At 64.0% G+C, this 12185-nt stretch carries 11 protein-coding genes and 1 pseudogene; 7 read left to right on the top strand and 5 right to left on the bottom strand.

The features are described from left to right. Positions 1–6 precede the first annotated feature (6 nt). Positions 7–639 (top strand): glycoside hydrolase family 25 protein, encoded by a 633-nt coding sequence (locus AC1DW3_RS28260; protein WP_477904254.1) that lies wholly within the window; start codon positions 7–9, stop codon positions 637–639. A gap of 105 nt (positions 640–744) precedes the next feature. Here AC1DW3_RS28260 and AC1DW3_RS28255 read toward each other — a convergent pair whose 3' ends face one another. Beyond that, positions 745–2283, bottom strand: a complete 1539-nt coding sequence (locus AC1DW3_RS28255; protein ID WP_477937187.1) for a ComEC/Rec2 family competence protein — start codon at positions 2281–2283, stop codon at positions 745–747. A gap of 235 nt (positions 2284–2518) precedes the next feature. Between AC1DW3_RS28255 and AC1DW3_RS28250 the strand changes: the two genes are divergently transcribed. Further along, the gene (locus AC1DW3_RS28250; protein WP_477937185.1) at positions 2519–4432 is read left to right on the top strand and encodes a hypothetical protein; all 1914 of its coding nucleotides are present in this window, start codon (positions 2519–2521) and stop codon (positions 4430–4432) included. Between the two features lie 270 nt (positions 4433–4702). On the opposite strand, the gene AC1DW3_RS28245 is transcribed toward AC1DW3_RS28250, so the two are convergent. Further along, positions 4703–4933 carry a hypothetical protein gene (locus tag AC1DW3_RS28245; protein ID WP_477937183.1) on the bottom strand — a complete coding sequence of 77 codons (231 nt, stop codon included), beginning with the start codon at positions 4931–4933 and terminating at the stop codon, positions 4703–4705. A 416-nt stretch (positions 4934–5349) separates the two neighbouring features. Here AC1DW3_RS28245 and AC1DW3_RS28240 point away from each other — a divergent pair, with 416 nt between their 5' ends. The 5 genes and pseudogenes from AC1DW3_RS28240 to AC1DW3_RS28220 all read left to right on the top strand — a co-directional run bounded on the left by AC1DW3_RS28240 (position 5350) and on the right by AC1DW3_RS28220 (position 10765). Next, the gene (locus AC1DW3_RS28240; RefSeq protein ID WP_477904246.1) at positions 5350–6534 is read left to right on the top strand and encodes a hypothetical protein; all 1185 of its coding nucleotides are present in this window, start codon (positions 5350–5352) and stop codon (positions 6532–6534) included. A gap of 43 nt (positions 6535–6577) precedes the next feature. Then, positions 6578–7189: a hypothetical protein gene (locus tag AC1DW3_RS28235; protein ID WP_477937181.1), complete on the top strand. Its 612-nt coding sequence runs from the start codon at positions 6578–6580 to the stop codon at positions 7187–7189. Positions 7190–7370: 181 nt separating this feature from the next. Then, complete coding sequence (locus tag AC1DW3_RS28230; protein WP_477903540.1) at positions 7371–7583, top strand: hypothetical protein; 213 nt, start codon at positions 7371–7373, stop codon at positions 7581–7583. Between the two features lie 386 nt (positions 7584–7969). Beyond that, positions 7970–9649, top strand: a pseudogene (locus AC1DW3_RS28225) (DNA internalization-related competence protein ComEC/Rec2); the annotation flags it as partial. Positions 9650–9694: 45 nt separating this feature from the next. Next, complete coding sequence (locus AC1DW3_RS28220; RefSeq protein WP_477937179.1) at positions 9695–10765, top strand: cyanophycinase; 1071 nt, start codon at positions 9695–9697, stop codon at positions 10763–10765. Here the strand turns inward: AC1DW3_RS28220 and AC1DW3_RS28215 are convergent. The 3 genes from AC1DW3_RS28215 to AC1DW3_RS28205 form a co-directional block, all read right to left on the bottom strand. Next, positions 10762–11163, bottom strand: coding sequence for a VOC family protein (locus tag AC1DW3_RS28215; RefSeq protein WP_477937177.1), 402 nt, complete (start codon positions 11161–11163; stop codon positions 10762–10764). The two genes, AC1DW3_RS28220 and AC1DW3_RS28215, sit on opposite strands and share 4 nt — an antisense overlap. Before the next feature lie 107 nt (positions 11164–11270). Then, positions 11271–11867, bottom strand: coding sequence for a TetR/AcrR family transcriptional regulator (locus AC1DW3_RS28210; protein WP_477937175.1), 597 nt, complete (start codon positions 11865–11867; stop codon positions 11271–11273). Further along, a partial coding sequence (locus AC1DW3_RS28205; protein WP_477937173.1) for a lytic murein transglycosylase occupies positions 11864–12185 on the bottom strand: 322 nt, incomplete at its 5' end. The genes AC1DW3_RS28210 and AC1DW3_RS28205, both read right to left, overlap by 4 nt.

The raw sequence follows: 12185 nt of genomic DNA, 5'->3' as shown, positions 1-12185 counted from the left end.
AAGTCTATGAACATGCTCAACGTAGTCATCGACATCTCGCACCATAACAAGGTGTCGAGCTTCGAAAAGGTCGCCAATGCCGGAGTTCTTGGGGTCATTCAGAAGGCGACTCAAGGCTTCTCGTTTAAGGACCCGACGTTTGCAGGCAATGCGAAGCGCGCGAAGAACGCCGGCCTGCTCTTTGGTGCCTATCATTTTGGAACCGCCGGGGACCCCGTCGCGCAAGCCGAGTTTTTCCTGTCGAACGTTGGCGACACGTCCTTGCTCGTCCTGGATTTCGAATCCAACCCTCAGGGGCACGACATGTCGCTGCTGGAGGCGGAGCAGTTCGTGCACCACATATTCACCCGCACCGGCCGCTATCCGGGCCTGTACTCCGGCCACACCATCAAGGAGGCTCTAACCGCAGCCGGCATCACCTCGCCGTCGCAAACGGAGCTATCGAATTGCTGGCTCTGGTTTGCTCGCTATGGTCAGCCACCGCTGATTCCAAAGGTTTGGAGTCGATGGACCATGTGGCAATACACCGATGGCGCAGCGGGAGACCTGCCGCACGATGTGCCCGGCATCGGCCGCTGCGATCGAGATTGGTTCAACGGAACAGAGGACGAGCTTCGCAAGCTTTGGGGAAACTCATAGCCCTCGGGAGACGACGATTAGTAGCCTCTAGGCCAAGCAGTCTGACTGGCCCCGGCCCCCCGACTTACACGCCGGGAGACCGCACAAGCACTGCTTGGTTCTCGTTCAAGCTTGAATCGGCGAGATCGTGCAGTAGACCGGCCCTGAACCTCCGCAAGGCGCAGCAACAGGAGCCGGCGCGTGATCCCATCCGACAAGGCACCCTCCAAGCTTTGTTCCAGAAGCTCCCAGAGCGCCGTGCGTCTCGGTAGCCAATACGTCGCCTCCAGCAACCCCCGCTCCGGGTGCCGCGGCTGTCCATGCGCCGTGATTCCAACCCGGCATGACATGCAGGTTCATACCCGCGGCGGTCGGGTGTTGCTTTCTTYCGTGCTTGTTCCCGGCGCCGAACGAATACAGAACTCGGCAGTAGCCGTTTGGCAGAGCCACCGGCGATGGGGCCGCCACCCCACTGGCTAAGTCGGCTCCGTGGTGAGGGACGACAAGCCCAACCGGCGGCTCAGGGTTGAGGTGCGGCACGAAGTACTTGTAGTCACAATCGCCTGTGAGCAGCCAGCTGCGAGGGGGGCCGAGCGAGGTGTCCTCAACCGCGACAGCGATGCCGGTGTTGTTCCTGTCGGTGCCTGAACCCAGCACGAAGCGTAGCTCTCTGGTGGCTCCAAGGCCCGCCGTGCCCACGGTCCCTGCCGAGGCGGTGTAGGTGGACATCGAGCCACCAGCGGCGATCACCTGATGAGCAAAGGCGACGTGTACTGGCCCGACGGTCTGCAGCGGCGCGTACCAGTCCTGTAAAAGTGCTGGGTACGGGTTCGAACCACCCGTCGAGCTCGCGAACGCTCCGGCCCAATGGTCGGCATCCCAGTGCGACAACACGATTGGAGGCGTGTAGGTGAAGCAGAACACGAGATTTGGTGGTGTGGTGTGCTGGTTCCGATAGACGCCAGCGCCGAGGTCGAAATAGAGCGTTGGCGCGGCTTGCCCCAGGTTCTCCTCGAGCAGAGCGTTGCTGTTTCCCTGACCTACGTCATAGACCGCCAGCAAGTCCGCCTTGGCGACGGAAAGCTTGCTTTCCAACTGAGGGGTGGAGATGCTCGGCAAGCTGAGAAGTGAAAAGATGCCCGACAGCGCCTTGCCCTGCTGAACTGAAGGCATCGTTCCCTTGAGGTAGGCGCTTCTGGCCTGGCCGAAGAGGGTCGGATAGACAGCTGCCGCACTTGCACCGTCAACCTGGTCAGCCCCCAGGTCGAAGGCGAACCAAGCATCTTCCAGAGCTCCGAGGCCGGTGTCCGAGCGTCCGGTGTCGACGAAGTCCGGTGTGCCATAGCCGAAGAGGTCCTGCCCGATGGGATGTTCGACCTCGATTCGGAATAGAGGGGCATCGTCAAAGAGGCTGACACCTTGGCCGGACAAGAGAGGCTTGATGGGTCTCGCTGCCTGCTCTGCTATGGCCGAATCAGGATGGTCCAGGTCGAACCGTGTATCCGTCATCGCGCGGGTGGCAAACCACCGCGCGTCCACCGCGTCGAACGCCAGCAGAACGGTCCACTCGCCAGGCGTTGGTAATTCCACGTGGTCTAGACGGGCATAAACCGCGGAAGGCACATCCCAATCGCTCGGATAGTCGCGCTGAAAGTGACGGTTCATAGAGGCCATGTAGAGCTGCTCAGGAGGCCGAAAGCATGCGCCTACGCTGTTGGTTTGTGAACAAGGACGCTAGTCAAGTTGGATGAGGTCCTTGGTAGGTGCCCAGACAACAACGCTGTAGATTTCGGCAAGGTCGAAAAGGGAGCAGGCCATGACAAACGCTGGCGCAGCTACGGCGGGGCCACCCGCCGTTCAAGTCAGGAGGCAAGCGTTCGTTGACGAGTGTGATCTCGTCATGAAAGGCGGCATCACGAGCGGTGTGGTCTATCCCCTAGCCATCGTGGAAATCGCGAAAGCCTTCCGCTTACGCAGCATTGGTGGAACCAGCGCGGGTGCGATTGCTGCCGCTGCAGTAGCGGCGGCAGAGGTAGGCCGACAGCGCCGCAAGGCCGGGCTGCTCAGCGAGGACCACAAGGACTTCGAGGAGTTGGCCGAGCTCCCGACACTTCTAGGAAGCCCAGCAAAGGGCGCGGCAAACAAGCTGGAGGCGTTCTTTCAGGCGAGCGCAGGCTTGGGCAGCGTGTTCTCGTTGGCGAAAGGTCTCTTGGGGAAGTCGGGCGCCAGGTTGGTCTGGAGCCTCTGGGGAGGTCTGCTGCTGAGGTTCTGGGTTGCTGCGATTGCAGGCGGTTTGCTGGGCAGCGTGGCGCTTTGGACGACTCCGTGGGAGATGAGGAACGTGCTTGCGCTTGGTTCGGCGGCGGCGCTTGGATTGATCTGTGCGACGACGTTCGCGCTCGGCCAGGTCGTCTTGACTCTAGTGCGCAGGCTGCCGCTCAACGGTTTCGGCATCTGCACCGGCATGCCCAATGGCAAGCAAACCAGAGGGGAGGCGCTAACCGTATGGCTGACCGAGTTCTATGACACGCTCAGCGGGGAGACGTCGATTTCAGGGTCGCGCCCGATGCCTCTGGACCGATGCAAGCCGCTAACGTTTGGTGATTTGGTGAAGTGCGGCGTGGACCTGCAGGTGATGACGACCTGCCTGACGATGGGTAGGCCCTTCAGGCTGCCTTTTCGCGATGACGAGGTGGTCAAGGAGAACCGTCAGTTCTACTTCCGGCGCGACGAGTTTGAGAAGCTTTTCCCGGCCGATCTTGTTCGTTGGATGTGCGCACACCAACGAGCCCTCGCAGCGGAGGAATTGACTCCCCGATTCGCTCAGGCTGACTTCGAGGGCTTTTGCCGCTTGCCAGAGCCTGCCGACCTTCCCGTCGTCGTCGCGGTGCGCATGAGCTTGAGCTTTCCCATTCTTCTAAGCGCCGTGCCGCTCTACTCGTTTGACTTCAGAGATGGCGCACCGCAAGGATGCCCGAAGCGGTGCTGGTTCACCGACGGTGGCGTCAGCTCGAACTTTCCTATCCACTTCTTTGACAGCCCAGTGCCTGCTCGACCAACGTTCGGCCTGGATCTGGGCACAGCTGAGGACGAATGTCAGCCGCGTGTTTACATGCCGACCAGCAACGGTGGTGGGATTCTGGTCAACCGACGAGAGATTGGTAATTCAGGATTTGGATCTATAGCTGGCTTCCTTGGTGCTTTACTCAACGTTGCCAAGGATTGGAACCACGAAGCCCTGTCGCATCTGCCTGGCTACCGCGACCGCATCGCCGTCATCCGACTGACAGCCAACGAGGGAGGGCTCAACCTCAACATGCCTCGTGAGCGGATAAAGCAGCTCGCAGACTACGGTAGGGATGCAGGCAGGGAGTTTGTTCGACGCTTTGGCAACCCTGCGCTGGTGGTTTCCGGGACACCTGAGCCGAAGATGAACTGGGACAACCATCAGCGCATCCGGCTGCGGTTGCTCATCGCATCAGTCTCTGAGACGCTGAATCACATGCTCTCCGCCCACGCAAAGATGAAGGCGGCCGGGATGGACTACGAGCGTTTCTTCAATTCGGGACCCGATGGCAAGGGAGCTTACGAATGGAAGGGGCGCAACCTCGTCGACCAGCGCGACGCCGCTGGACTGCCGGTCAGCCAGGCAGGTCTAGGCAAGCGCATCTACGAACGATTGCTCGATGTGGCGCGCGATGTTCGCAAGGCTACTGCCGCTCATCCTGCCTCGGATGGACCGACCTCTTCAGTCGATCCCATGCGAGGGTCACCCCGGCCGGTGCCCGAGGCCAAGCTGCGCCCGCGAATCTAGTTAAAGGTTCGACCAGTCGGCGTCTGCATCCTCCGGGTACAGGTGGTTCAGCGCGATGGAAGGCACAACCTTTGGGTCGTTGTAGAGATCCATGATGGTGGCCTCTGCAATCATTTTGCTCGTCTTGGTGAGTGCGTCTCCGCCTCCCTGGGGCCATGCCCGCCTGCCAGACGGCAGCTAGGTATCGCGTGCCGCGCGCCATGAAAGAAACCGTTCTGGTGCCGAAGTCTCCCCGCATGGCGGCTGATTTGTCCGCTCTTGGCTGGCCCTTCAGCGGAACCCATTTGTCGACGATTTCCCGAGGGGGAATCTCGCCCTGGCTGCGACCAATTCGATCAGGCGTCTCGCGGCGTCGGCACCGGACGTGATGGCCTTAATCTTTTCGCCGACATCAGACTTCTGACACTTGATCTCTGTCTCCAGCAGGTCGTTGAGACCTTCGTGCTGGTACCCGTAGGCGATCATTTCGTCTTCATAGCCGCTGTGCACGCCCCAGGGCATCTGAGGTGGGGCTCTGTCCTCAGAAAGAAAAACCCCGGCACATGGCCGGGGCGGCAAAGCCTCTTCGCTGTCATCGCGCCGAAGCTCCTGCTCAGGGAGGAAAAGCAGGGAGATTGCTCTCGGAGTCGATGGTACGCCTCCTCCTGACGAATAGCTTGCCGGTGCCCGTCCCGTGGCTCCGCCTGCACGCACCATGACGTCCACTTCAGCATGGTTTTCAGCCTTTCAGGCCTTCAGCTGAAGGTCTGCTGGTCTGGTGCTTCCTTTCAGACTTCACCGTACCTCTCGTGAGAACTGAGAAGTTCCACGTGGCGCTGATGCCGTGTTTCCGGTCAGGACCCAGCTGAGCAAGATGGAGATGTCCCATCGCCTGAGCTAAAACGATCTCCTTCATTGGAATAGGAAGGAGTGTTTCGATGGCTACGACGCTGACCCGCCAGGCGCTGCATGAACTCGTGTGGTCTCAGCCGCGCACGACCTTGGCCAAGCAGTTCGGCGTATCAGATGTCGCCATCGGGAAGCACTGCAAAAAAGCGCGGATTCCAGCGCCCCCGGCAGGGTACTGGGCAAGGGCGGCTGCAGGTGGCGAAGGTCGCCGTCTGCCGCTTCCGATGCGGTTGCCTGGCCAGGCCAACGCAGTGTTGATAGGAGAGGAGCGCTGGCGGTACGTTCACGCCGTACCAGTCGCTGGCGACCCGCTGCAACCGCCGGCGTTCTCCGAGGAGGTTGACCAGCAAGTGTCGTTTGCGCTCAAGCAGGTCGGCAAGGTAACAGCCTGCCGAGACCTGGAGACCTCGGACCCGGCATTGGGTCGCGTGCTGGCAGCCGAAGCTAGACGCAGGCTGAAGGCTGAAAGTGGTGGTTGGGAGAAGCCGCTTTTTGATACGCCAGCTTTTCAGCGGCAGCTGCGCATCTTCAACAGCTTGGCTAGGGCGCTGACACCGCTCTACGGTAAGCACGAAGTGCGGCCTGAGGAAGAGTGGATTCGCGGCGTCGGGACCGTGCACCGACTTGTCCTTCACCTTGATTTCGGGGCGGTCACGATGAACCTCAGGGTAGTGGAGCCGTCGTCTGAACTTCAAGGTCGCGAGCGCAGGAAGGTCATGGCGACCACGCTTACCGTCGGGAGCGTGAAATCTCCTGAAGGCGTTCAAGAGTGGATGGACGGCGCTGAAGGCCGGCTTGAAAAGCAGCTGCCGGCAATCGTCGAGGCCCTTTTGAAAAGGGCGGAGCTAACTTTTCGAGCGCACATGCAGCTCCTTTTCGAAGAGCGCCTGAAAGCGGCCACGCTGGAGCGAGCGGAAGAGGAGCGACGCGCACAGGCGAGGGAAGCTGCTCGCCTGGCGGCTATCGAGGCGCAGCGAGAGAAGGTGCGGCAGGAGATTGCTGAGGTCGCTCGGCGCCGCAGGGCTGCTGAAGACATCCGGGCCACCGTTGAGGCGCTTCGGGCTCACCCTGAAGCTCAAGCCGAGGGGCGCGCCCGATTTGACGCTTGGAGCGCCCATGCGCTGCTGGTCGCTGACCGCATGGACCCGATGTGCGCGCCCTTGTACGAAGTACTTGGGTCTTTCCACGGGCAGGATATCTGCTTGGACGGATAAATGCCCGTGGCAATACCTGAAGTCACTCACTACCGCTTCGATCATGCCTGTCATCACCCACACCTTCGACCTGAAATCAGCATCGGAAACGTTTCCCCTGGTGGCAGATATGCTGCCTTGGGTGCGCGAGAACATCTCGGCCCAACACGGTGCTGCGCACAAGGTGGCCAAAGAGGCCTGGCCCACCGCGCTAGGTGTCGACGCAGAGTTGTTGCTGCTGTTTCTCCCTGAAGAGCTTGAGCCAGAATTGAAAACGTTGGCTGGAGCCGAGCTCGATGTCTACAACCGCCATAGCGACGACTTGCTCGAGAACCGGACCGTACTTGCCCTCACGACAGCGGCCGCCGCGGTGGCGGTCGACGTTTGGGACACCAATTTTCCAAGACAAGGCCGTCGCTTCTTTGTCGCCCTCGTTGCGCGGAGCACCGTCATCGTCGCTCGTCATGAGATGAACGAGGACGTTGAGGAAGCCTTCATCGTAGGAATTCAAGGAGCCTGCGGGTCCTCCGGTCCGAACTACCGACCGTACCGCCAATGGAGCGACGAGCAGCTTCAGGCTGCAGCCGAGGGGAGGTCACCGTTTGTCGGAGCTACCGAAGCTGCGAATGGGCCTAAGAGGGTTGCGTGCGAGACCGTACACAAGGCTAAGGACTAGGCCCTACACGTAGCTTCTCCCACTCTAGTGCACGTAGAAATGCCTACCTTCCCCCCAGCCGAACTACGTTGACGGCAATCGCATCCCTCTAGAGCTTTTCGTTCGAGTCTCATCGACCGACGCCCGTTGCTTTGACGTCGTCGACGAGTCAGGCCGCTTCATTGCTCGTGACGTTCCGGACATGAACACGGCGCGTCTGCTGGCTGCAGCGCCACTGCTGCTGGACAGGTTCTATGAGATGCGCACCACGATTGCGGCATGGGTCGAGACGGGAAGGATTTCTTCTCTGGAGATTCCAGGCCGCGACGACTTTGTGCAGTGGCTAGATGACTTGTCGACTGTGGAGGGCTTGGCCCGTGCCGCCGATGGGCGCTTCCCGCTCGAGGAGGTCTGACTCCTCAGCATTCGCCCATCGCGATTTCTTCAGAGGCGCCCGATTCGGGCGCCTTTGTCATTCCTGGTCGCTAGACGGAGCTGGGCGAGTCAGCTTTCATCTCTGGGCATCGGCAGAGAAACTAGCGGCCCACTCGGGATGTCGGTATGCGGAGGGAAACTCAGAATTCATGCCCCCTCGACCCTGTTTGAGGCTCGTTAGGACTTGCCGACATCGCGTGGCGGCCGCTAGCGTTGACGCGGGTTTCGAGGGCATAGCTCAAGACTCTTTCGGGGTCTCATCGCAGAAGGGGCTGCTCAGGGGGCCGCCAGCTCAAGACACCTGCCTAGCTCAAGACAGTTTCTGAGAGCTCAAGAGAGTTTTCTTTCAAACCATCCCACAGCGACTGGAATCTGTTCCGCGACACTGGCGTGAGTCATCTCTTGTCGGTCTCCGGCAGCCACGTGGTGCTGCTCGGCTGGCTGGCCTCTGCCCTCGTGGCGCCGCTGTGGCGCCGCAGCCGCTGGCTCTGCCTGCGCTGGCCGGCGCCCACGGCGGCGCGCTGGGTGGGTGTGGCGGTGGCCTTCGCCTATGCGCTGTTCTCTGGCTGGGGCGTGCCGGCGCAACGCACCGTCGTCATGCTGGCGGCCGTTGCGGCGCTGCGCAGCCTCGGTCTGCGCTGGCCCTGGCCGCTGGTGCTGCTGGGCGCGGCCGTCGCCGTCACGGTGGTGGACCCCTGGGCGCTGATGCAGCCGGGCTTCTGGCTGTCCTTCGGGGCCGTGGGTCTGCTGACGGCCGCCGGCGGCGAGCACGCCGTGGGCTGGTGGGCGCGCTTCAAGGCGGCGCTGCGCACCCAGGCCATCGCCACCGTCGGCCTCGCGCCGCTGAGCCTGATCTGCTTTGCGCAGCTCTCGCTCGTCGGCCTGCTGGCCAACCTCGTCGCCATCCCGCTGATCAGCTTCATCATCACGCCGCTGGCCCTGGCTGGCGGCCTGTTTCCACCCCTGTGGGCGTTGGCCGCGCTGCTGATGCAGGGGTTGATGGCCTGGCTCAAGCTGTTGATCGCCTGGCCCGCGGCGGTGTGGTGGCTGCCGGCGGCGCCGCTGTGGTCGCAGGGTCTGGCCTTGGCTGGCGCCGTGCTGATCGCGCTGAGGCTGCCGTGGCGGCTGCGTGCCGCCGGCCTGCTGATGACGCTGCCGCTGTTGTGGCCGGCCGTGCCGCAGCCACCGCCCGGTGAGTTCGAGTTGCTGGCGCCCGACATCGGCCAGGGCAACGCGGTGCTGATCCGCACCGGCGGGCATGCCTTGCTCTTCGACTCCGGCCCCGTCTACGCACCCGGCGCGGATGCCGGCGAGCGCGTGCTGCTGCCCTTGCTGCGGCGCCTGGGCGTACAGCGGCTGGACATGCTGATGCTCAGCCACCGCGACAGCGACCATGTCGGCGGCGCCGCGACGCTGATGCAGGCCTTGCCCGTGGGCGAACTGCGCAGTTCATTGGAGCCCGGCCACCCCTTGTTGAGCGCCGGGCCGACGGCTCTGCGTTGCGAGGCTGGCCAGGGCTGGAACTGGGATGGGGTGCGCTTCGATTTGTTGCACCCGACCCCGGCCAGCTACGACGCCGGGCTCAAATCCAACGACCTGTCCTGCGTGCTGCGCATCACGTCGGCCTCGGGTCGGCGCGTGCTGCTGGCGGGCGATCTGGAGGCCGAGCAGGAACGGCAGCTCGTGAAGCGCGAGGCGGATCTGCATGCCGACGTGCTGCTGGTGCCTCACCATGGCAGCAAGACCTCGTCGAGTGCCGAGCTGCTGGCCGCCGTGACGCCGGGCGTCGGCTTGGTGCAGGCCGGCTACCGCAGCCGCTTCGGCCACCCGGCGCCACCGGTGCTGGCGCGCTACCAGGCGGCCGGCATTGCGATCGTGGCCAGCCCGGCCTGCGGGGCCTGGCGCTGGCAGAGCGGCACGGGCGAGTCGAGCTGCGAGCGCGAGCTGCGCCAGCGCTACTGGCTGGACCGCAGCCCCACCAGCTCGGGGCCGGAAGGCCCGCCCGTGGAGGAGGCGTCCACTGCCGAGGCCGAACTGGCCTTCTGAGGCCGGGGCTGCCACACTCGCCCGGCCAATATCCGGGGAGATCACATGAAGAAGCGTCTGGAAGTCTGGACCCGTCGCGCCGTCTCGTTGGGCCTGCTCTGCGTGAGCCTGGCCGCTGCCGCGGGTGGCGGCAGTGCCGGCAGCGGCGCCAAGGCCACGGCCGGCAACAAGGACTACGACGTCTACCGCAGCGGCAACGCGGCCGATGCGCTGCCGCCGCCGCCGGCAAGCAACCAGCTGGTACTGATGGGCGGCGGCATCGACGTTGACGACGCCTTCCGCGCCATGATCGCCAAGGCCCGCGGCGGCACGGCGGCCAAGGTCGATGTCGTCGTGCTGCGCACCTCGGGCGCCGACGGCTACAACGCCTATCTGATGGCCATGGACGGCGTCGACTCGGTCGAGTCCATCGTGCTGAAGACGCGGGCCGGCGCCAGCGCACCCGAGGTGCTGGACCTGGTGGCGCGGGCGGACGTGCTGTTCATCGCCGGCGGCGACCAGTCCACCTATATCGCCCAATGGGCCGGCACGCCGCTGGAGACCGCGATGAAGGCCGCCGTCGCTCGCAAGGTGCCCTTTGGCGGCACCAGCGCCGGTCTGGCGGTGCTCGGGCAGTTCGACTACTCGGGTGCCAACCAGTCGGTGTCGTCGGCCACCGCCATGGCCAACCCCTATGACCGCAGCGTCACGCTGGACCGCAGCTTCCTGAATGCGCTGCCGCTGATGGCGAACGTCATCACCGACGCCCACCTCGTCGCCCGCGACCGCATGGGCCGCCTCGTCACCTTCCTGGCCCGGTTGTCGGCCGATGGCTGGGCCGGCTGGCAGGCGCTGCGCGGCATCGGCGTGGACGAGCAGACGGCCGTCGTCGTCGATGGCGACGTCGCCACCGTCATGGGCAATGACGATGGCCTGGGCGGCCGCACCGGCCGGGCCTATTTCCTCAAGCCGACGCTGGCGCCGACGACGGTGCAGGCCAAGAAGCCGCTGACCTTTCGCAGCCTGCAGGTCGAAAAACGCACGGCCGGCGGGCAATACAACCTGGCCACCTGGCCCACCGTGGCGCCTTACTTCATCTCGGTCGAGGCAGGCGTGTTGATGCCCGGTCCGTATTAGTCAAACGTGCTTCGGTAAGCCTCGGCCGCGTCGGCCCGCGTGTTCAGTTCGAACATCACGCCGCCCGGCGCGCGGCAGAAGAAGCGCGAGCCGCGTTCGTGGGAGATGACCTCAGTCTCCATGGCCACGCCGTCGGCTGCCATCGTGGCGTAGAGCGTCTCGACGTCGGCGCGCGTCGGCAATTCGAAGCCGACGTGGAAGGTCTGGGGCCAGTCCGGCGGCGCGCCGCTGCCGTTCTCGATGACGACATCGAAGCCGGGGCGTTTCAGGATCCAGAAGGCCCCGGCCGGCGAGCGCGTGAAGCCCAGGTACTTCACGAAGAAGGCCGAGGTCTGGGCGGGGTCGAGGGAGGGGAAGCTCAGGTGGTTGAGCTTCATGGGGGCGAGTGTTGTGGTCATGGAAGGCTTCAGAGGATTTGCTGAGCCTCCATCGTCGGTTTTGGAGCGCCTTTGGGCTACTCGCATGGGCAGCCTCCCGGGTATGGCGGCCCGGTCGGCACGCTTGCTCACATTTGCGCGGCGCCCAGATAGCCGAAGACGGCCGCGACGATGCGTTTTTCCAGTGCCACGGCGTCGTGGTCGCCACGCAGGCCGGCGGCGTCGGTCAGCGCGCGGATGAGCTGGCCGACATCGTCGGCCGCGTGCGCAATGTCGGCCTGGGCCGGCAGGCCTGGCATTTCAAGGACGCGGCGGATCAGCTCGCTGAAGCCGCTCTTGCCGTCCAGCGCTTGGCGGGTGGCAGGCTTCTCTTCCTCCAGGTCCAGCAGGCGGGCCAGTTCGGCGCGGTTGAGCTGCTGACGCACGGCGGCGCCAATGAGGTGCTGCAGCGCCGCGCGACCCGTGTGCTGTTCGAGAGCGGCGTGGGCGTCGTCGCGAAAGCTCTCCTTCTCGCGCTGCATCAGTGCGATCAGCAGCGCGTCCTTGCCCGGAAAGTATTGGTAGAGCGAGCCGATGCTGACGCCGGCGCGCTCGGCCACCGCGTTGGTGTTGAAAGCTTCGAAGCCCTGGGCTTCGAGGATCTGGGCCGCCGCCTCGAGGATGCAGGCCACCGTTTCGACGGCGCGGGGCTGCGTCGGCTGCTTGCGCGGCCTCAGCGTGCTCATCGCGATTGCAGCTTGCGCGCCTTCACGGCTTGGCCCAGCTCGATGACGGCCAGCGCGTAATAGGCCGACCAGTTGTAGCGCGTGACGACCCAGAAGTTCTGCGTGCCCAGCAGCACGGTGGGCGCCTTCTTCGGGCCGTTCTGCAGTTCGATGACGGCCATGGTTCCTTCGTGGTCGCGCGCGGCTTCCGAGGGCAGGGCGCCCGCGCTGGCGAGGTCGGCGGCCGTGAACGTGGGCTTGATGTCCGGCGCCAGCAGGCGCGCGCGTTCGCGACGGTCCGCCGGCAGCTTGACGCTGTAGTGCGTGGCCTCGCCGGGC

Source organism: Roseateles sp. P2_H4 (assembly GCF_056403315.1).
The sequence above is the reverse complement of the archived record's forward strand: the minus strand, read 5'-3'. Positions and strand labels throughout refer to the sequence as shown.